This is a genomic window from Frateuria sp. GZRe14 (assembly GCF_051900395.1).
Taxonomy (GTDB): domain Bacteria; phylum Pseudomonadota; class Gammaproteobacteria; order Xanthomonadales; family Rhodanobacteraceae; genus Frateuria_A; species Frateuria_A edaphi.
In genome coordinates this window covers 2,675,409-2,694,197 of record NZ_JBHZGJ010000001.1, presented here as the reverse complement: position 1 = coordinate 2,694,197, position 18,789 = coordinate 2,675,409, and the positions used below count along the sequence as shown (strand labels likewise).

Below are 18,789 nucleotides of genomic sequence, written 5' to 3'. Positions count from 1 at the left end.
ATGGCGCGACCGGCGACGTTCCCTTTCTGCGCCCGTCACGCCCATCGGCGTAAGGAAATTGGTGCCGCGCCATGCGGGATGGATGCCCGCCCGCATGCCCCGCGGCGCGGAAGGGTGTCCTGCCCATGAGAAGCCTCACGCCATCCATGCGCGGCCTGCTGCCCGGCGAACAAGCCACGGTGCTCGGCCAGTTGCGCGAAGGCGTGATACTCACCGACCGCGAGGGGCGGATCACCTTCATCAACGAAGCGGCCGGGCGCTTCCTCGGCGTGTCGCAACTGGGCGTGCTGCCGGTCGACTACAGCCGCGTCTTTCATCTCCTTACCGAGGATGGCCAGCCCTATCCGGCCGTCGACCTGCCGCTGGCGCGTGCGGTGCGGGGGGAGACGGTTCCCCACGCGCGCTGGAGCATCCAGCGCGAGGACGGCACCCAGCGCATCGCCGGCGGCGCCGCGCAACCGCTTTTCGACGCCGAGGGCGTGATGACCGGCGCGGTGCTCACCTTCCACGACGACACCGCGCGGGTGCAGGCCGAGCGCGCGCTGAGCGATGCCGAGCAACGCTACCGGCTCGCCACCGAGGCCACGGAGGATGCGATCTGGGACTGGAATCCCCGGACCGATCGCACGGCCTGGAACGAGCGGCTGTTCGAGGCCTACGGCCATCGCTACACCGAGACCTCCTACGCCTGGTTCATTTCGCAGATCCACCCGGACGATCGCGGGCGCATCGATGCAGGCCTGCGGGAGGCGGTACATGCGGGCGGCGGTATGCATTGGACCGACGAGTATCGTTTCCGCCGTGCCGACGGTACCTACGCAAAGGTGTGCGACCGCGGCACCGTGGCGCGCGACGCCCAGGGACGCGCCATCCGCATGATCGGCGCGATGGTCGACGTCACCGAGCGCAAGCGGGCCGACCGCGCGCTGCGCCGGCGCACGCGCACACTCGAGATCCTCAATCGCACCGCCGCCGAGATGGCCGCCGAACTGGACCTTCCCCAGGTCGTGCAGCTGGCCACGGAGGCCGGCGTCGAACTGACCCGGGCAAGCATGGGCGCGTTTCTTTCCGAAACATTGGACGAAGCGGCTGGTGGCATGAGGCTGTGTGCACTGGCCGGCATCGATCGCGACGCGTTCGGCGGTCCGGCCAAGACGCGTGTGGCGGAGTTGTTCGGTCCGGTGATCGCGCACCGCCGGCTCTTTCGCTCGGACGACGTCACCGTCGATCCACGCATCGCGCACGAGGACATGTCGGCCACGCCCGCGCCGATACGCAGCGTGCTCGCCGTCCCGGTAACGTCGCGATGCGGCGAGCCGCTGGGCGCCCTGGTGTTCGTTCATCCGGAGCCGGCGCGCTTCAAGGCACGGCACGAGCGCCTGATGGTCGGCGTGGCCGCGCACGCCGCGATCGCCATCGACAACGCACGGCTGCTGGCCACCGCCCAGCGCGAGGTGGAGGAGCGCCGGATCGCGCAGGAGCGCCTGCGCGACTTGAACGAAACCCTCGAAGCCCGCGTCGAGGCACGCACCCGCGAGCGTGACCGCGCCTGGGCCATGTCGCGCGACCTGCAACTGGTCATGGACGCCACCGGCATCATCCTCGCGGCGAACGAGGCCTCCGACATCCTGGGCTATCGGCCTGACGAGCTGATCGGGCGCAGCGCCGAGGCCTTCGTGCACCCCGATGACGTGGCCATCCATCTGGAAGCGATGTCGATGGCCGCGCTCGACCGTTTCCCTCCGGAGGAGATCCGCTGCCTGCACAAGGACGGCAGCTATCGCTGGCTGTCCTGGGTCAAGTCCGCCGACCAGGGCGTGCTCTACGCCAGCGGGCGCGACGTCACGCAGCAGAAGGAACAGGCCCAGGCGCTTGCCGCGGCGGAGGAGGCCCTGCGCCAGAGCCAGAAAATGGAAGCGGTCGGCCAGCTCACCGGCGGCATCGCGCACGACTTCAACAACATGCTGGCGGTGGTGATGGGCTCGCTCGACCTGCTCAAGCGGCGCGTGGGCGACAACCCCCGCGCGGTCCGGCAGATCGAGAGCGCGACCGACGCGGCCGGCCGCGCCGCCCTGCTGACCAAGCGGCTGCTGGCGTTCTCCCGCCAGCAGGCGCTGAATCCGCAGCCGATCGATCCCAACCGGCTGGTGGGCGAGATGTCGGAGCTGCTGCGCCATTCGATCGGCGCGGGCATCCGCCTGCACACGACGCTGGCCGACGGGCTGTGGCCCATCCGGGTGGATGCCAACCAGCTGGAGAACGTGCTGCTCAACCTGGCGGTCAATGCGCGTGATGCCATGCCCGATGGCGGCTGCCTCACCATCGAGACGGGCAACGTGCAGCTGGACAAACACTATGCCGCCGCCAACGGCATCCGTGCGGGCGATTACGTCCTGATCGCCGTCACCGACAACGGCAGCGGCATGCCGCCCGACGTGCTGGCGCGCGCCTTCGATCCATTCTTCACGACCAAGGAGGTCGGCAAGGGCACGGGCCTGGGGCTGAGCCAGGTGTACGGGTTCGTGCGGCAATCCGGCGGCCACGTGAAGCTCTACTCGGAGCCGGGTCAGGGCACCACCGTCAGGATCTACCTGCCGCGGCTGCGCGAAGAACCTGCCGCCGGCTGGGTCGCCGACAGCGACCCGGCCACCGCGCCCGGCGGGTTGCAGGAACTGATCCTGGTGGTCGAGGACGAGCCGTCGGTGCGCCAGTTCAGCGTCGATGCACTGGAAGAGCTCGGCTACCGGGTGCTGCAGGCCGACGGTGCGCCGGCCGCGTTGCGGTTGCTCGACCGGCACCCGGATGTGGCTCTGTTGTTCACCGACATCGTCATGCCCGAGATCAACGGCCGCAAACTCGCCGACGAAGTGCACCATCGCCGGCCGGAGCTGCCGATCCTGTTCACTACCGGCTATACCCGCGACGCGGTCGTCCACCAGGGCGTGCTCGATCCGGATGTCGAACTTCTCGGCAAGCCCTTCACCATCGACGAGCTGGCGCGGAAGGTGAGGGCGATGCTGGATGGAGGCGAGTGACTGCAGGGCTGGCGTCGCCGGGGCGCCGACCGACGCCGCCGATCACGCGATAATCCCAGGCTCCCGAGCCACGGCCAGCGCCGCATGTCCATCGTCCTCACCGATTTCGCCCTCCCGCGGCTGTTCCCGCGCGAGCCTCGCCGCAACACGATCCAGGACTGCACGCCCGAAGCGTTCGAGCGCCACCTCAACACGGTCCCGCCGCTGAAGGTGCTCGATGGTTATGCGCCGTTCTGCAAGCTGCACGTGCATCGCAACTGGACGTCCACGCGCTGCCTGGCGGTGCCGGTGACCGACGCGAACCGGCACCTGCTGCGCTCGGACTACGAAGCGCGCACCCGCGACGAACTGCCCGTGCTGGTGCGCTGGTTCGAGGGGCTGGAGCCGCCCGTGGCCGGTTACCTGATCCCGATCCTCTACAGCCGCGAACAGCTGGCGAAGGAGGGCACGTCCATCGCGGCCGATTGGGGCGTGGTCGGCTGCATGTACACCGCCGAGCCGGAGGAAACGCCGATGGCCCCGATCACGATGATGCGCAATGCATTGGGCGTGGAGGAGGGCGGCTCCGGCGTGCCGCTGGATCGGGAAGCCTATCGCCGCGGCGTGGAGTTCTGGCGCACGCACGCCAACTGGCGGGGGTAGTCGAAGGCGGTATGGAGGCTGCCCCGCCGCTACCTGTCCCCGTCCCGGGACGGTACGCTTCGGATTCCCTGCGGACCCATCGATATGGCCAAGAAAAAAGGCGCTTCCCGATTCGACGCAAGGCTGCTGCGCCCGGCGCAGCCGCGCAACGCATCCTGGGCCTTCGTGGTCCTTCCCGAAGAAGCCAGCGCGCGATTCCCGCGACGGGGAAGGACGACCGCGGAAGGCACGATCAACGGGCAGCCGTTCGAGGCCACGCTGGAGCCGGATGGCCGGCTGAGCCATTGGTTCAAGGTGGATGCGGCGCTGTGCAAGGCCGCGGGCGCAACCGCCGGCGACATGGTCGCGTTGGAGATCGCGCCGGTCGCCAAAGAGCCGGAGCCGGAACTTCCGCCGGACCTGCGCCAGGCGCTGGACGACGCGCCCGAGGCGTTGGCGACCTGGCAGGACACCACCACGTTGGCCCGCGTGGACTGGATCCACTGGCTGACGTCGGCCAGGCAATCGGCCACCCGCGCCAAGCGCGTCGCCGACGCCTGCGACATGCTTGCATCGGGCAAGCGACGGGTGTGCTGCTTCGACCCTTCCGGTTACTACAGCAAGGCATTCGCGCCGCCGGAGCCTGCCGGCGAACCGTAGGTTATTCCGGTCGCGTGCCTGAAGTCTTGGCCGGGATCCATCAGCGGGCGGGCGGTACGCGATCGGACGCTTGAGCTGTCGCGATCCTTTCGCTCGTTGCCGCTGCCGTTGAATCGTTGCAGTGCACGGTGGGAGGTTGCGTTCCACCATCCGAGCGCGACCTCGACGGTGCCGTGCGGCTTCGCCTTGCTGCACCCGCTCCGCAACGGCGTAGGCTTCGCCCATCCGGTGGCCGGAGGAGCGCACGCCATGCAGATGCCCGGGAACGACAGGCGGTTCGGTCGGGACATCGCCGCGCTTTACCAGGAACTCCTGGTGCCGCTGATCTTTGCGCCGTATGCCGTGGATCTCGCGACCCGGCTTGCGACGCGGCCTGTGGCCAGCGTGCTGGAGCTGGCGGCGGGCACCGGCGTGGTGACGCGCGAAATGGCCTCGCGCCTGCCGCCGGGCGTGCAACTGGTCGCCACGGATCTCAACGAGACCATGCTGACCGTGGCGCAGAAGCTGGGGACGTCCAGGCCCGTACTCTGGCGCCAGGCCGATGCGATGGCGTTGCCGTTCGCCGATGCGTCCTTCGATGCCGTGGTGTGCCAGTTCGGGGCGATGTTCTTTCCGGACCGGGCGCGCGCTTTTGCCGAGGCGCGGCGGGTGTTGCACCCCGGCGGCACGCTGTTGTTCAACGTGTGGGACCGCATCGAAACCAACGATTTCGCGCGGGTCATCCAGGACACCGTTGCCGGGCTCTTTCCCGACGATCCGCCGCGTTTTCTGGAGCGCCTGCCGCACGGGTATGGCTCCCGGTCGGACATCGCGCGCGACCTGGCGGAGGCCGGGTTTGCAGGGAAGCCCGTGATCGAAACCGTCACCGCCGAAAGTACGGCCGAGACTCCGGCCATTGCTGCCGTGGCGTACTGCCAGGGCACGCCACTGCGCAACGAGATCGTGGCCCGCGATGCCTCGCGACTGGATGCGGCGACCGAAGCGGCCACCGCGGCCATGAGCGCGCGGTTCGGCACCGGCCCGGTCACCGGCCGGATCCAGGCGCTGGTGGTGCGTATCGAGCGTTGATGGATCGGCATCACGTTCGAGCCGGCTGGAAAAAGGACGGTTGACCGGGATCAAGGCGGGAAAGCGCGCGCGACCGGACCATGCGCGGGCCGGCAGCTGCCGGGATCCCCCCTTGGAGTCCACGATGCAATTCGAATTGTCCACCGCCCACCACGATGCGGCCTTGCTCACCACCGCCGTCCAGGCGCTGGATCCCCACGCCACGGTCGTGCTGGACTCAGGACGCGGTCGACTGGAAGTACTGGCCAGCGCGAGCAGCGCCCAGGTCCTCGACGCACTGCTCGGCATCGGGTGCGTGGCCAGACCGCTGGAGAAAGAGGTGCACATCAGCGGCGGAAGCACCTGTTGCGGTCACTGCGGCTAGCAATAACGCAGCGAGGCGCCGGCCACCGGTGTCTGGAAGAATGGGCAGACCGCAACCCGCGGTCTGCGCAGATGGATCTGCATGACGACGGTGGCCGCATCCGATGGACGTGGCGCGTGGCGCTCGTGCTGGCGGCGTTCGCGTTGGCCTGGCCGGCATGGCTGCGCCCGGTCGGACCTCGCGTCGGGCCGGTCCCGGCATCGCTGGGTGGCGACTGGCCGGTAGCTGCGCCGGCGACGCAAGGCCTCGACGATCGCACGCTCGAGAAGGCGGCACGCGCGCTGCTGGACGGACCGTTCAATGTCCACGCGATGCTCGTCGAACGTCACGGGCGGCTGGTGGTCGAGTACTACCAGGGCGGCCGGGACCGCTCGGTGTACGGGCTGGTGTCGTGTTCGTGGTGCCGCAGCTGGACCTTTCCATAGTCACCACCGCCGGCGCCTACGACGAGCTGCCGACGGCCATCGCGGTGAACCGGCTGGTGCAGGGCGTGGTGGCTTCGGTACGCGAATGACCGCCGTGATGAGACCGGTGGTCGGGCGCATCGCGTCAAGGGAGCGAGGAGGTGGAAGAGGGGCAGCGCTCCGGCTGGCGGATGGGGCCGGGGTCTCGCTTGCCATCGGCATGGTTCGGCAGCGTCGCGCGCGCATCCGCGCCGCGCTGCCGGCACCATCCCTCTTCCACCAGCGGGTTATGGGCCGGCGCGGAGCGGCGGATGTTGACCTCGATCAATTCGGAGCAGGATCTTCGAGCGCCTTGGGTGTGTCGAGCAGCATCACGCCGGGCGTGTCGCGCAGATGCCCGCGCAGCCAGTAACCGTGTTCGGCGCCGACAAGTACGACGATGCGCCGTCCCGGGTTTTCCCGTGCCGCGCGCTGGACGACCTCCAGGAAATGCCCGTTCCAGGCTTCCCAGCCGGTGTGCTCGGCCGGTCCCATCAGCGCCTCCTGCAGCGCGTGCTTGGCGCGCAGCGCGTCGTCGGTGACGTGGTCATTGACGGCGGCGGGCGAGGTCCAGCGCGCCTTGAGCACCGTGTACAAGCCATCGACGTATTGGCCGAACGCCTTGGCCTGCGCCGGCTCGCGCTCGTTGAACGCCATGGTGCTGGCGCGATAGGGCGCGAGCAGCGTGTCGTAGAGCGGCTCGGCCGGTTCCATCGCGTAGACGCGCAAAGGGTGGCGATCGATGAGCGGATAGATGACGGACGGATACTCCTGCTTGGTCTTTTCCGGCGGCCGGGCAGTGAGATCGTCCGGCTGCAGCTCGACGCACAACACGTCCGGCTTGAGCCGTTCGATGGCGCGACCGAGCGCCGCGTTGTCGTACGCCGGCACCTCGGCATGCATCTGGTGCAGCGTGTCCAGCACGACCACATTCGCCGGCCCGGTTTGCGCCATCGCTGCCATCGGCAGGGCCAGCCAGGCACCAAGAATCAGCCACCAACGCATTGCACGCTTCCGCAGTTTCGGGGTGCGTCAAGGTAACGGGTGGCGCGCGGTCGTCGCAGTGCCGGAAGCCACGCGTCGCGGGGCATGCGCCGGTATCCCATGCCGGAGAGAGCGGAAGTAGGCGGCGCCTCACAGCTGTTGATCTTCCGGTCACCGGGCGTAGTCATCGGCCGACAGACAGGCGCTGCATGCCGCGGCAAGCTTCGCTTCCGTACTCAAGCCCGGAGTTGCCATGGAACGCATCAGGACCACCGTCATCGCTTTGGCTCTTCTTGCCTGCGCATCAGCGGTATGCGCAGTGGAGCGCGCGAGCGATCCTGTCCGGCGCGACGCGCCAAAAGGAATTAGCGAGGCGTTCTATGCCTGTATCGACAAGGCTGATTACGACACCATCGCCGTAGCTGCCTGTCTATCTGCGGAAGCAGGCGTCCAGGACGCCCGTTTGAACCGCTCGTATCAGACACTCCTGGGCAAGCTTGATGGCAAAGCGAAGGAGCAACTGGTGGCTTCCGAACGCGCATGGCTGGCGTTCCACGACAAAAGTTCCGGATTGGAGTCCACGCTATACGGGAGCGAGATCATCGCAAATCTGGAAGTCGCCCAAAGGGACATGTTTCGCAAATGCGAACGCGCCAACACATTGGACACATACGTCTCGATGGTAAGCGACGAATAAGCGACCGCCAGTTCAGGGAAGAGCAGCATGCGAAAGCTCGATACGCACGACATCGATGTCATGGCCGGTGCCATTTATTTCGTCGTTGGGCGGGGAACGGAAGGTGGCCCCGCCTCCTATCGCCTATCCATAGCGGGGATTCCGGGCGGGACGGCTGATGCTGGTTGGGGAAAGGCCGAGCGAGTCAAGGCCGACAGCGGCTACTCGATCGGGGCAATCCAGGTGGACCTGGGTCAGCGGGGCAAGTGGCCGCTAGGGTCCACCAAGGAAACAGCACCGAAGCCCGGCGAGACCACTTTTGTAGACGCCATCATCGACGAATCAGCCAAGTTTGGGAGCGGCCATGACTTAAAATACACCGCGGACCGGTTGCGACTCCGAACAGCCCTGCTGACGCATGGGAACGGTCTGGATGGTCGGGACACATTGAAATTCCCCGACCGAGAAACCTTCGACACCATCAATGCTTGGGCATCGTCCGATGTAGGTGAGCAATGGATTCACAGGCACATCGACTATCCGCAGATAAAGCAAGCAACGCAGGCGGCCATGGACGTGCTTGATAAATTCGGACAAAACGTTCCTGAGACTCATCGTTTCGAAGCGATAGCTCTGCTGGCAAAGACCGAAAACCAGATGCCCGCAAAAATGAAATCGTTCGAAAAGATCCTAAAGAAGGGTGGCGATTACGACGACCTTCTGGCGGAAGCTGGCAAGCTGGCGGAGCGCTACGGATACTACGCGGGCCTCAAAGCTGTGCGTCTCGCTGGGGCATACGAGGTTGCGCATCAGGAAGACGCGCCTGCGATTGATCGTGCGCAAGCAAAGGTGAGCGACGCAAGTTTCAATCCGAGCTCTGGTGAAACCGATCCCGACATCCAGCTAGCGTTGAAAGCCATCGGCCAAGGTCGTCCTGTCCGGGTCCTCCGCCAGGGTTCCCATGGCGAAGAGGTTGTCTCTCTGCAGACCGATCTCGCCAGGTTGGGCATCACCGACGCCCACGGCCACGCGTTGAAGCCGGATGGCGATTTCGGCCCGAGCACCCGGCAAGCCGTCGTCGCGTTCCAGCAAGCGCATGGCCTGAAGGCTGACGGCCGTGTGGGCCCGAAGACGCTTGGCATCCTGGACGACGCCATCCAGCTACAAGCCGCGAGTCTGGCCGACCGCAGCCATCCCGGGCACCCGCTGTTTTGCCAGGCGCTGGAAAAGGTTCATCTGATTGACGCGAAGTGTGGGCGCACGCCAGACGAGCTGTCGAACAACGTGGCCGGTGCATTGGCCACGGCGGCACAGGCGCAGGGGCTTACCCGCATCGACCACGTGGTGCTGGGCGAGAACGCCACGCGCGCTTTTGCCGTGCAGGGCGCGCTCGATTCGCCGTTCAGGCGGTTTGCGGGCGTGTACATCCTGCAGGCGGTCGCCACGCCGCTGGCGCAAAGCAGCGCAGATTTCCTCGCGGCGGCGCCGCGAGCGGAAGAATCGCTGGCGGCTTTGCCTCAACAGACGCTCGCCCCGCCCGCGCTGCAGGACGCCCATCGCTAGCGGGCTACCGCCTTGGACGGCAAGGGCATGACGGGGCCCCGGATAAAGGCGTTCCTATCCCATGAGAGCCGCTGGGCGATACACCGCAAAGCGAACGGTCGATGCGCCAGCCGTCGCCATTGGCCGGCAAGAACCTGCGGCTCCGTTTGCTGCTAAGTTCCGAGGCTGTCCATACGCCTGCCGGAGGTCTTCCATGTCCCGTGTCGCTCTCGCTGGTTCATCGGTCGCTGCCCACCGCGGTCCGTGGCGCCTCGCGCTGGCCGTATCGATCGCCCTTGCGGCCGGCGTGGCCAATGCAGGGCAATCCCCGAGCGCCCACGTGCCGCCGCCGCAGGACACACCCTATCCGGGCACCGTTGCGATCCACGTCGATGCAAGCGACACGCGGCAGGGCATCTTCCGCGTCCACGAGACCCTGCCGGTGCAGGCTGGTGCGCTGACGCTGCTGTATCCGAAGTGGATTCCCGGCGACCACTCCCCGAGCGGCCCGGTCGCGATGCTTGCCGGCCTGAAACTCAGCGCGGGTGGCAAGCCGCTCAAGTGGACGCGGGACGAATACGACGCGTACGCGTTCCACGTGGACGTACCTGCCGGCGTGTCCTCTATCGAAGCGGATTTCCAGTACCTGTCCAGCCGCGATGGCGGCTACGAAATGACCGACCGCATGCTGGACCTGGAGTGGAACAAGGTGGCGCTGTATCCGGCCGGCCACTTCTCGCGTGGCATCACCTTCGCGCCCAGCGTGACGTTGCCGCACGGCTGGCAATTCGGCAGCGCGCTGGAGCCAGCGGGCCAGGCGAAGGTCTCGTCCGGAGGCGACACCACCACCTTCAAGCCGGTGCCGTTCAACACGCTGGTCGATTCGCCGATCTACGCGGGCCAGTACTTCAAACGCGTCGATCTCACGCCGAAGGGGGGCGCGCCGGTGCACCTGGACGTCGTCGCGGATGCTCCCAAGTATCTGGAGATGAGCCCCGAACAGGTGCAGGGACATCGTGCGCTGGTGGCGGAGGCCACGACGCTGTTCGGCTCGCACCACTACGACCACTACGACTTCCTGTTCTCGCTGTCGGACCAGCTGGGTGGCAACGGGCTGGAGCATCACCAGTCCAGCGAGAACGGGCTGGAGGCCGACTACTTCACCGCGTGGAAGGAAGCCGCGCCAGGGCGCGACCTGCTCGCGCACGAGTACACCCATTCCTGGAACGGCAAATTCCGCCGGCCGGCCGACCTGTGGACGCCCAACTTCAACGTGCCGATGGGCGACTCGCTGCTGTGGGTGTACGAGGGCCAGACGCAGTATTGGGGTTACGTGCTTACCGCGCGCGCCGGTCTGTGGACGCCCGAACAGTTCCGCGACGCGCTGGCCATGACGGCCGCCAACTACGACCGCAACCGCGTGGGCTTCCACTGGCGCACGCTGGAGGACACCACCAACGACCCGACGGCGGCGCATCGCACCGGCCTGCCGTATCGCAGCTGGCAGATGAGCGAGGAGTACTACAGCGCCGGCCAGATGATGTGGCTGGAAGTGGACGCCAGGCTGCGCGCGCTGACCCACGACAAAAAGTCGCTGGACGACTTCGCGCGCGCGTTCTTCGGCGTCGACAACGGCAGCTTCGTGACCAGGACTTACACCTTCGACGACGTGGTTGCTGCATTGAATGGCGTGGCGCCGTACGACTGGGCGGGCTTCCTGCGCGCGCACGTGGACACGCTCGACCCGCCGCTGCTCGATGGCCTGGAAGGCACCGGCTGGAAGCTCGTCTACACCGACCAGCCGAGCGACTACGAAAAACAGTACAACAGCCGGCCGCAGTCGCCGCGGCACCTGTACAACTTCGCCTGGTCGATCGGCCTGACGCTGGACGATCACGGGCAGATCAACGACGTGCGCTGGGATGGCCCGGCCTTCAAGGCAGGCGTCAGCACCGGCGCCACCATCGTTGCCGTGGACGGCAAGGACTTCTCGAACGACGTGCTGAAGAACGCGATTACCGCCGCAAAGGGCGGCAAGGCGCCTATCAAGCTGCTGCTCAAGTTCCAGGGCGGCTACCGCACCGTGCCGGTGGATTACCACGGCGGCTTGCAGTATCCGCACTTGGTGCGCATCGAGGGCACGCCGGATTACCTGAGCGAGATCATCACGCCGCGCACGAAATAGCAGCCGCGCAAACGGTTGCCTGGACGAAGGCGGGACGGCCCGGTCCGCCTTCAACACGGCATAACCGACCGCGATCTACCCTGCCGCCATGAAAGGGCGGCGGGCATTCCTCAAGCGATGGGGCCGCATCGCGTTGGGTGCGGTCGGGGGCATGGTCGTGCGTCGCGTGCCCGCGGAGAAGGCGACGGGTCCACCGGATCACGGAAGTCGAGCGGTGGTGACCCTGTTCCTGTGTGGCGACGTCATGCCCGGCCGCGGCATCGACCAGATCCTGGGCCATCCGTCGGATCCGGCCCTGCACGAGGACTACGTGCACGACGCGCGCCAGTACGTCGCGCTGGCCGAACGGGCCAGCGGCCCTATCCCGCGGAAGGTGGACGCCGATTACGTCTGGGGCGAGGCGCTCGCACAGTGGAAGGCGCGCCGGCCCGCACTGCGTATCGCCAATCTGGAAACCAGCATCACGCGCCACGGTCGCCCCTGGCCCAAGGGCATCAATTACCGCATGAACCCGGCCAACGTCGGCGTGCTGACGGCCGCGCGATTGGACTGTTGCGGGCTGGCCAACAACCACGTGCTGGATTGGGGTCACGAGGGCCTGGCGCAGACGCTGGCGGTGCTGCGGGCGGCGAGGATCGCGGTCGCCGGTGCCGGCGAGCGACTTGCAATGGCGCAGGCACCCGCGGTGCTGCCGCTGCCCGGCGGAAGGCGGCTGCTGGTTTTCGCCGCAGCCACGGGTGATGCGGGCGTGCCGGAGGATTGGTCAGCCGAGGCGAGACGTGCAGGGGTCTGGCGCCTGCCGGACCTGTCCGCGGAGACGATCGCCCGAATCGCGGCCGAGCTGGCCCATTACAGGCAGCCAGGCGACCTGGTCGCGTTTTCGCTGCACTGGGGTGGCAACTGGGGTTACGAGGTGGCCCCGGAGGAACGCGCGTTCGCCCACGCACTCATCGACGAAGCCGGCGTGCATTTGCTCCATGGCCATTCCTCGCACCACCCCAAGGCGATCGAAGTGCACCACGGACACCTGGTTCTTTACGGGTGTGGCGATTTTCTCAACGACTACGAAGGCATCGGCGGCTACGAGGCATACCGAGGCGACCTGGGCCTGATGTATTTCCCGCAGCTGGAGACCTCGCATGGGCGGCTGTGCGAGCTGGCGCTGGTGCCGACGCGCGTCCACGGCTTCCGCATCCAATCGCCGATGCCGGAGGACCGGCGCTGGTTGTTCGCCGCGTTGCGCCGCGAATACGGCCGCATGGGTTGCGATGTCGAGGAAAAGCCCGACGGCAGCTGGGCTCTGGTGTGGTGAAGTGGATGGCCATGCGGTTTTTGCGGGCCAGCGCACAGAGTATGAATGTTACATGCCTGGCTTACACCTGACTTGCCAGTCCCTTCACGCAGGGTGAAACAGGCTTCACGGCCATTGGGCCGTCGACTTTCTGGATGGCAATGCAGTGGTATTTCCGGCAGCGGTCCGGCCCCGGACCACGCGCCGATACATACAGGAAATCCTGAATGGTCAGTGTCGTCGCTCGCATAAAAAAAATAAGAAGAGCCATCGTCAAGAAAATGCCCGACCCCGTCTATTACCCCTATCGGTACTTCCAGATCTACGGGCGGGTAGGCAATCTCGCGCAACCGAAGCGCTATTCGGAAAAGATTTTCTACCGGATGCGGCATCCGTTGCCGATTTTCGGGATGCTGGCCGACAAGGTGGCGGTGCGCGACTACATCGCCGAAGCGGTGGGCGAGCAGTACCTGGTACCGGCCTTCTTTTCCTGTGGCCAAGTGACTCGCGAAACCTTCGACGCATTGCCCGACACCTTCGTCATGAAGGCGAACCACAGCGCGGGACAGACACGCATCGTCCTCGACAAGAAGTCCGAAGACCTGGACGCGCTGGCGCGTATTGCCAACGGCTGGTTGAAATCGGACTTCTCGATAAGGCAACGGGAAAAGCACTACCAGCAGATCCCGCGGAAAATCATTTTCGAAGAGGCGCTCCTGGGAGCCACGGGCGAACCCCCGGACGACTACAAGTTCAACGTGTTCAACTCCGGCGGGACGGGCGACCCGTTTGTCTTCGTGCAATACGTCCACGACCGCTTCAAGGACATGACGCAGGACTTTTACCTGGCGGACGGAAGCCCCGCGCCCTTCAGCTTCCGGGGCCTGAAGCCCAGCGGCAAGCCGCTGCCGCAGGTGCACGGGCTCGACGAGATGATGCACATCTCCAAGAAGCTGGCCGAGCCCTTCGGCTTCCTGCGCGTGGATTGCTACTACCACGCGGGACGGGTCTACGTCGGCGAGCTCACGGTCACGCCGGGCGCCGGCATGTATGCGCTGTCGCCGCCGCATTGGGACGAGATGCTCGGGGATCGGTTCCGCTGGCCCGAAACGGCAGGGCGGGGCCGATAGGCGTCGTACCTTCGCTGTTCCAACGAAAAGGGAGGCGGCATGCGCCACCTCCCCGCTTCGGTGACGGTGTCAGCGGTTACTTGTGACCGTGGCCCGTACCGGACCCCGTGTTGCCGCCATCGCTGCTGCCCGTGCTGCTTACCGCGGCCCGTACGGCGGCATTGGCATCCAGGATGCCGGCGCCGATCGAGGTCCGCCGCGACGGCTTGATGCTCGGCGCGTAGGCAGTGCTCTGCAGGATGCCCAGCACCGCGCTGGGCGAGAGCAGGGCCTGGCCCGATGCCAGGCGTGCGCTCTGCATCAGCGCGACCGCGCCGGCCACATGCGGCGTTGCCTGCGAGGTGCCGGCATAGCCGCCGTACGTGCTGTCGTTCGGCACCGGCGTGGTGGTGCCGCTGTTGAGGGCCTGCCAGATGAAGCCGTCGTTGGACTGCGTGCCGCTGCTGCCGTCGTTTGCGTAGATGCCGCCGCCCGGCGCGGCCAGTTCCACGGCCGAGCCATAGTTCGAGTAGAACGCACGACGGCTGGTGATGCCGGTGGCGGCCACGGTGATGACGCCCGGGCAGCTGGCCGGCGAGAACCGGGACGCGTCGGCGTTGGAGTTGCCCGCCGCGACCACGACCACCGCGCCCAGGCTGTTGGCCTGCGCCACGGCCAGGCCCTCGGGATCGGTGGCGCTGCACGTGCCCGAGCCACCCAGGCTCATGTTGATCACCTGCGCCGGATGGGTGTTGTCGGGCACGCCGTCCACGTGACCGCCGGCCGCCCAGACGATCGCGTCGCTAATGTCGCTGTCGTAGCCGCCGCAATGACCCAGCACGCGCACCGGCAGGATCTTCGCGTTGTACGCGATGCCCGCCATGCCCTGGCTGTTGTTGGTCAGCTCGCCGCCGGCCGTGCTTGCGACGTGGGTTCCGTGCCAGGAGCTGTCCTCGGGCGGATTGCTCGAGTTGGTGCACGCGGAGAGGTACGGCTCGGTGGTGGTCCAGTCGCCCAGGTCCCAGCCGCCCGGCGCACGACCGTCGGTCGCGCGACCCGAAACCATCGAGTCGGTGATGAAGTCGTAGCCCGCGTCGGCCAGCGAAGTGTCCACGTCGACGTGGCTGGTGATGCCGGTGTCGAGCACCGCGATCGTGATGCCGGTGCCGTCGGCCACGTCCCAGGCGTTGTTGACGTTGCTGCCGCCGTGGTTGGCATCGCCGAACGCGGTGACCGAGCCGTCGGCCGCCTTCAGGTCCCACTGGTAGTTGCCGTAGTAGGTGTCGCTCGGCGTGAAGGTCGCCGGTTGCAGCGCCTTGGGCGCGGAGAAGTCGCGTACCGGGTGGCGCAGCACGTCGGGTGCGACGCTGAGCACGGCCGGGTCGGAAGCGATCTGCTTGATCAGCGCGGTCGCCTCGGCCTTGTCCAGCTTGCGCGAGGTATGCACCAGGTCCGAACCGATGGCCAGTTTGCGCTGGTAGACGGCACGGGGCATGGCCCGGCCAGCGACAGCCTGCGCCAGGCCGGCGCGGCTGATCGCCGCCTGGACGTTCTGCGCGGCCGCGGCGTGGTCGGACCGCTCGGCGGCCCCCTTGCGATAGGTCACGATGAACCGGTCGTACTGCCCGCCGTCCTTGAGCGAGCTGATGTTGTAACGGGTCGTCGTCGGCGCCGTGTTGGCGGCGTTGGCCGAAAACGAGAGTGCAACCGCAATGGAAGCGCCAAGCAGCGCCTTGATTCCGAAACGATGATGCATGCGTGTTCCTCTGACAGTGGCAGCCGCGCTTGCGCGGCCGCCCAGGGTGAGGCGGATGCGTAGACCGAGATGGACAGCAATCCCCCATGGCACCCGGCCCCGACCTGCAGTGCCGGCCCCTCCGGGTGTTGGTTTCGACGCTAAGGCAGGTGGGCGTCCGTGGTTTGTGAAACACGGCCATTAAAAACGGGACACAGTTCACCGAATCGTCCGTGCCGCCGGGGATCCGCTTTTTCGTCGATGTCAGCAGACGTAATGGCCGGCTGCCGGGCGCGTTGCCGTTGCGCGCAGTACGCTCGAGGCGTCGATGCGACGCGTGGAGGCAAAGACATGTACGAGGCAATCCGAACCGGAACTCCGGCCCAGGTCTGGCAGGCGCTGGTGCAGGAGGCGGGCGAGCGCAACCGGCGGCCGCTGGACGAGACGCACGAGAGCTACCTGGTGTTTCTGCTGCTGCGCTACCAGCGTGAACCCTGGCTGCTGTCGCACGTGCATGGCATGGACTGGATGGAAGCGCTGCAGAGGGTCGGCCATGCCCGCGCCGAAGGCCTGCGCGAGGTAGGTGATCGCTGTCTGGTGGTGGCCGGCCTTTTTCCCGAACTGGCCGAGCGGCGGCGCGTGAGCGTGGATTACTTCATGGACATCGGTCGCAGCGCCTATTTGGGCGTTGCCGAGGCCAGCCGGCAGGCCTATGCGGCGCTCTACCGCCAGCTTTCGCAAAGCTACCGCGAACTGGTCGGCACGTTGCAGGCCATGCGCCTGCTGTCCGGACCCGAACTTATCCAGGTGCGGCGCGGAGAAAACGGCTAGCCGGTACCCGGCACGGGTTTGCGCCGGATGCCGGGTATCTCCAAGCCCGCCTCGAAGGCCGGCAACGGCCTTCGAGGCAGCCGTTGCTTCAGAAGCGCGGACCGGTGTTGAGGTTGTTGCCGGTGGTGCCGCGGGTGGCGCCGAGGCCGGCGCCCGTGCCGGTGGCGATGTCCGTCGCGCCGTGGCGCTCGAAGACCGCGCGGGCGCGATCGCGCTCGGCCACATCCTCGGTGCTCACGGTTATCAGGGCGTTGCCTTCGCGGACGCGCTCGTCGTAGTGCTTGGCCTCAACTTCGGGAATGCCCATGCCGATCAGCGCGCCGACGATGCCGCCGGTCGCGCCGCCGACCGCCGCGCCGCCGAGGGCGGCCATGATCGGGCCGGCAGCGATGAACGGGCCCAGGCCCGGAATGGCCAGGGTGCCGATGCCCACCAGCCAGCCCAGTCCGGCACCGACGCCCATGCCGGCCACGCCGCCGGTGGTCGCGCCTTCGGGCGCCTTGGTGTTGTGCTCGGTGGCGAATTCCCGCGTGCCGCGGCGGTCCTGCATCAGCACGGAGATGTCGTTGCTGGAAAAGCCGGCGTCCTTCAGGTCATCGACGATGGCTTCGGCCTTGTCCTGATTGGGGACGGTGCAATAGACGGATGCGTACATGGTGGTGTCTCCTCAATCGGAATCGGTGGCGATATCGAGCTGGTTGTCGACGCGGGTAACGCCGCGCACGCTGGCGGCATCGCGTTCCACGCGCGCCTTTTCCTGGGCGTCGGCCACTGGGCCGCGCAAGGTCACCACGCCGTTGTTGACCACGACCTTGACGTTGCGGGCTTTCACCGAAAGGCCGTCGTCGTCGACGATGGCCTTGCGGACGTTCGCGACCATATCCACCGCGGGCGAACTGTTGGACTGGTCCGTCGGCGTGGTGGTGGCATCGTTGCGGTCACGCCGGTTGAGGCGCGTGTTGTCGGCATCCGCGCCGGCCACGCCGGCGGCCGACTGGCTGGTCGCGGGCGAAGACATGGGCGCGGCCTGCTGCGCGAAGGCGCCGGTGCTTGCCGCGAGCGCTGCGAACACGCCCACGGCCAAGGGTCTGGGCAATGCGAATTTCATGCGTTCCTCCTCGTTGGAGAGCCATGCGGGGGCTACCCGCACTCTGGGTCCGGCATTGGAATGGGCCGGGAAGGTCACGCTAGGGAACGGGGGGTAAAATGGTCGTGTCATCGGAGTGAGCGGACTCGACGATTCGAGCGCTCGCGACGCGGCGCAACGCAGGGCGTTCACTTCGCCGCGGCCGTCTGCTATGAGTTCATGATCCAAGGTCGGCATGGACGATCCAGTGACCCTCAGCCCGCTCGCACCGCAGCACCTGCGCGATCTGGCGCGATTGCGTCGCGTGCGCGATCGCATCGACCGCGAGTACGCGCAGCCGCTCAACGTCGAGGCACTCGCACGCGGGGTTCACATGTCGGCCGGACACCTCAGCCGGCAGTTCAAGGCCGCGTTCGGCGAGTCGCCGTACAGCTACCTGATGACCCGGCGCATCGAGCGCGCCATGGCGCTGCTGCGCCGGGGCGATCTCAGCGTCACCGAGGTCTGCTTCACCGTCGGGTGCGCCTCGCTGGGCACTTTCAGCACGCGCTTCACCGAACTGGTGGGCGTGTCGCCGAGCGTCTACCGGCGGGATGAGGCCGGTGCAACCGCGGGCATGCCTTCCTGCGTCGCACGCCAGGTGACCAAACCGATCAGGAATCGAGAAGCGCCCGATCGCGAGCCCGACCTAGCATGAGCGCTCCTTCCACACCGAGCGTCACCGCCATGGACATCACCATCCACGCCAGTTTCCTCCCGCACACCGATCCGGAAGCGTCGCTGGCCTTCTACCGCGACGCCCTGGGCTTCGAGGTGCGCAACGACGTCGGCTACAACGGCATGCGCTGGATCACGGTCGGTCCGGCCGACCAGCCGGGCACGTCCATCGTGCTGTTCCCGCCAGCGGCGAGCCCAGGCGTCACTGACGAAGAGAAGCAGACCATCGCCGGGATGATGGCCAAGGGCACCTACGCCATCATGCTGTTGGCCACGCCGGACCTCGATGCCGCATTCGAGAGGCTCCAGGCCAGCGGCGCGGAGATCGTAGAAGAGCCGACCCACCAGCCTTACGGCGTGCGCGATTGCGCGGTGCGCGATCCGGCCGGGAACCTGCTTCGCGTCCAGGAGCGCGCGCCGTAGGGAGAGCGCCGGTCCCCT

Annotated in this window: 18 protein-coding genes; 14 read left to right on the top strand and 4 right to left on the bottom strand. The window is 67.0% G+C overall.

The genetic code is table 11. The annotated features are described in order from the left end of the window. The first annotated feature begins 125 nt into the window (after window positions 1-125). The 6 genes from ACFWZ1_RS12280 (at window position 126) to ACFWZ1_RS12255 (ending at window position 6,173) form a co-directional block, all read left to right on the top strand. Window positions 126-3,035: a PAS domain S-box protein gene (locus tag ACFWZ1_RS12280; protein ID WP_439666606.1), complete on the top strand. Its 2,910-nt coding sequence runs from the start codon at window positions 126-128 to the stop codon at window positions 3,033-3,035. A gap of 84 nt (window positions 3,036-3,119) precedes the next feature. Further along, a complete protein-coding gene (locus ACFWZ1_RS12275) occupies window positions 3,120-3,677 on the top strand; it encodes a DUF3228 family protein (RefSeq protein WP_439666605.1) in 558 nt (185 codons plus the stop codon). 84 nt (window positions 3,678-3,761) lie between these two features. Continuing rightward, window positions 3,762-4,316, top strand: a complete 555-nt coding sequence (locus ACFWZ1_RS12270) for a YdeI/OmpD-associated family protein (RefSeq protein WP_439666604.1) — start codon at window positions 3,762-3,764, stop codon at window positions 4,314-4,316. A gap of 249 nt (window positions 4,317-4,565) precedes the next feature. After that, on the top strand, window positions 4,566-5,384 hold the full coding sequence (locus ACFWZ1_RS12265; protein ID WP_439666603.1) for a class I SAM-dependent methyltransferase: 819 nt from the start codon (window positions 4,566-4,568) through the stop codon (window positions 5,382-5,384). 124 nt (window positions 5,385-5,508) lie between these two features. Further along, on the top strand, window positions 5,509-5,748 hold the full coding sequence (locus ACFWZ1_RS12260) for a hypothetical protein (protein ID WP_231320944.1): 240 nt from the start codon (window positions 5,509-5,511) through the stop codon (window positions 5,746-5,748). A gap of 71 nt (window positions 5,749-5,819) precedes the next feature. Next, window positions 5,820-6,173, top strand: coding sequence for a hypothetical protein (locus tag ACFWZ1_RS12255; protein ID WP_439666602.1), 354 nt, complete (start codon window positions 5,820-5,822; stop codon window positions 6,171-6,173). 303 nt (window positions 6,174-6,476) lie between these two features. On the opposite strand, the gene ACFWZ1_RS12250 is transcribed toward ACFWZ1_RS12255, so the two are convergent. Beyond that, window positions 6,477-7,196 (bottom strand): hypothetical protein, encoded by a 720-nt coding sequence (locus tag ACFWZ1_RS12250; RefSeq protein WP_439666601.1) that lies wholly within the window; start codon window positions 7,194-7,196, stop codon window positions 6,477-6,479. Between the two features lie 232 nt (window positions 7,197-7,428). On the opposite strand from ACFWZ1_RS12250, the gene ACFWZ1_RS12245 reads away from it, so the two are divergent. From ACFWZ1_RS12245 to ACFWZ1_RS12225, 5 genes are all read left to right on the top strand, one after another. After that, a complete protein-coding gene (locus ACFWZ1_RS12245) occupies window positions 7,429-7,872 on the top strand; it encodes a lysozyme inhibitor LprI family protein (protein WP_439666600.1) in 444 nt (147 codons plus the stop codon). A 27-nt stretch (window positions 7,873-7,899) separates the two neighbouring features. Beyond that, window positions 7,900-9,414, top strand: coding sequence for an XVIPCD domain-containing protein (locus ACFWZ1_RS12240; RefSeq protein WP_439666599.1), 1,515 nt, complete (start codon window positions 7,900-7,902; stop codon window positions 9,412-9,414). Between the two features lie 193 nt (window positions 9,415-9,607). Then, a complete protein-coding gene (locus ACFWZ1_RS12235) occupies window positions 9,608-11,578 on the top strand; it encodes a M61 family metallopeptidase (protein ID WP_439666598.1) in 1,971 nt (656 codons plus the stop codon). 214 nt (window positions 11,579-11,792) lie between these two features. Continuing rightward, window positions 11,793-12,890, top strand: a complete 1,098-nt coding sequence (locus ACFWZ1_RS12230) for a CapA family protein (RefSeq protein ID WP_439666597.1) — start codon at window positions 11,793-11,795, stop codon at window positions 12,888-12,890. A gap of 206 nt (window positions 12,891-13,096) precedes the next feature. Next, complete coding sequence (locus ACFWZ1_RS12225) at window positions 13,097-13,999, top strand: ATP-grasp fold amidoligase family protein (protein ID WP_439666596.1); 903 nt, start codon at window positions 13,097-13,099, stop codon at window positions 13,997-13,999. A 76-nt stretch (window positions 14,000-14,075) separates the two neighbouring features. On the opposite strand, the gene ACFWZ1_RS12220 is transcribed toward ACFWZ1_RS12225, so the two are convergent. After that, window positions 14,076-15,734, bottom strand: coding sequence for a S8 family peptidase (locus tag ACFWZ1_RS12220; RefSeq protein WP_439666595.1), 1,659 nt, complete (start codon window positions 15,732-15,734; stop codon window positions 14,076-14,078). 330 nt (window positions 15,735-16,064) lie between these two features. On the opposite strand from ACFWZ1_RS12220, the gene ACFWZ1_RS12215 reads away from it, so the two are divergent. Next, window positions 16,065-16,544, top strand: a complete 480-nt coding sequence (locus ACFWZ1_RS12215) for a hypothetical protein (protein WP_439666594.1) — start codon at window positions 16,065-16,067, stop codon at window positions 16,542-16,544. Window positions 16,545-16,632: 88 nt separating this feature from the next. Here the strand turns inward: ACFWZ1_RS12215 and ACFWZ1_RS12210 are convergent, their stop codons facing one another. Both ACFWZ1_RS12210 and ACFWZ1_RS12205 read right to left on the bottom strand, forming a co-directional pair. Further along, the gene (locus ACFWZ1_RS12210) at window positions 16,633-17,199 is read right to left on the bottom strand and encodes a general stress protein (protein ID WP_231320930.1); all 567 of its coding nucleotides are present in this window, start codon (window positions 17,197-17,199) and stop codon (window positions 16,633-16,635) included. A gap of 12 nt (window positions 17,200-17,211) precedes the next feature. Next, window positions 17,212-17,652 carry a BON domain-containing protein gene (locus tag ACFWZ1_RS12205; protein ID WP_439666593.1) on the bottom strand — a complete coding sequence of 147 codons (441 nt, stop codon included), beginning with the start codon at window positions 17,650-17,652 and terminating at the stop codon, window positions 17,212-17,214. Between the two features lie 214 nt (window positions 17,653-17,866). On the opposite strand from ACFWZ1_RS12205, the gene ACFWZ1_RS12200 reads away from it, so the two are divergent. Together ACFWZ1_RS12200 and ACFWZ1_RS12195 are read left to right on the top strand one after the other, a co-directional pair. Beyond that, window positions 17,867-18,328 carry a helix-turn-helix transcriptional regulator gene (locus ACFWZ1_RS12200; protein ID WP_231320928.1) on the top strand — a complete coding sequence of 154 codons (462 nt, stop codon included), beginning with the start codon at window positions 17,867-17,869 and terminating at the stop codon, window positions 18,326-18,328. Next, window positions 18,325-18,771: a VOC family protein gene (locus tag ACFWZ1_RS12195; RefSeq protein ID WP_439666592.1), complete on the top strand. Its 447-nt coding sequence runs from the start codon at window positions 18,325-18,327 to the stop codon at window positions 18,769-18,771. Before ACFWZ1_RS12200 ends, ACFWZ1_RS12195 begins: the two co-directional genes overlap by 4 nt. Window positions 18,772-18,789: the final 18 nt, after the last annotated feature.

Bases quoted from the DNA above. Each gene is read 5' to 3' on its own strand.
- ACFWZ1_RS12210 (WP_231320930.1), bottom strand. From the start codon at position 17,199: ATGTACGCATCCGTCTATTGCACCGTCCCCAATCAGGACAAGGCCGAA.
- ACFWZ1_RS12205 (WP_439666593.1), bottom strand. From the start codon at position 17,652: ATGAAATTCGCATTGCCCAGACCCTTGGCCGTGGGCGTGTTCGCAGCG.
- ACFWZ1_RS12265 (WP_439666603.1), top strand. From the start codon at position 4,566: ATGCAGATGCCCGGGAACGACAGGCGGTTCGGTCGGGACATCGCCGCG.
- ACFWZ1_RS12220 (WP_439666595.1), bottom strand. From the start codon at position 15,734: ATGCATCATCGTTTCGGAATCAAGGCGCTGCTTGGCGCTTCCATTGCG.
- ACFWZ1_RS12215 (WP_439666594.1), top strand. From the start codon at position 16,065: ATGTACGAGGCAATCCGAACCGGAACTCCGGCCCAGGTCTGGCAGGCG.
- ACFWZ1_RS12250 (WP_439666601.1), bottom strand. From the start codon at position 7,196: ATGCGTTGGTGGCTGATTCTTGGTGCCTGGCTGGCCCTGCCGATGGCA.
- ACFWZ1_RS12235 (WP_439666598.1), top strand. From the start codon at position 9,608: ATGTCCCGTGTCGCTCTCGCTGGTTCATCGGTCGCTGCCCACCGCGGT.
- ACFWZ1_RS12200 (WP_231320928.1), top strand. From the start codon at position 17,867: ATGGACGATCCAGTGACCCTCAGCCCGCTCGCACCGCAGCACCTGCGC.
- ACFWZ1_RS12225 (WP_439666596.1), top strand. From the start codon at position 13,097: ATGGTCAGTGTCGTCGCTCGCATAAAAAAAATAAGAAGAGCCATCGTC.
- ACFWZ1_RS12275 (WP_439666605.1), top strand. From the start codon at position 3,120: ATGTCCATCGTCCTCACCGATTTCGCCCTCCCGCGGCTGTTCCCGCGC.
- ACFWZ1_RS12240 (WP_439666599.1), top strand. From the start codon at position 7,900: ATGCGAAAGCTCGATACGCACGACATCGATGTCATGGCCGGTGCCATT.
- ACFWZ1_RS12260 (WP_231320944.1), top strand. From the start codon at position 5,509: ATGCAATTCGAATTGTCCACCGCCCACCACGATGCGGCCTTGCTCACC.
- ACFWZ1_RS12270 (WP_439666604.1), top strand. From the start codon at position 3,762: ATGGCCAAGAAAAAAGGCGCTTCCCGATTCGACGCAAGGCTGCTGCGC.
- ACFWZ1_RS12280 (WP_439666606.1), top strand. From the start codon at position 126: ATGAGAAGCCTCACGCCATCCATGCGCGGCCTGCTGCCCGGCGAACAA.
- ACFWZ1_RS12195 (WP_439666592.1), top strand. From the start codon at position 18,325: ATGAGCGCTCCTTCCACACCGAGCGTCACCGCCATGGACATCACCATC.
- ACFWZ1_RS12255 (WP_439666602.1), top strand. From the start codon at position 5,820: ATGGATCTGCATGACGACGGTGGCCGCATCCGATGGACGTGGCGCGTG.
- ACFWZ1_RS12245 (WP_439666600.1), top strand. From the start codon at position 7,429: ATGGAACGCATCAGGACCACCGTCATCGCTTTGGCTCTTCTTGCCTGC.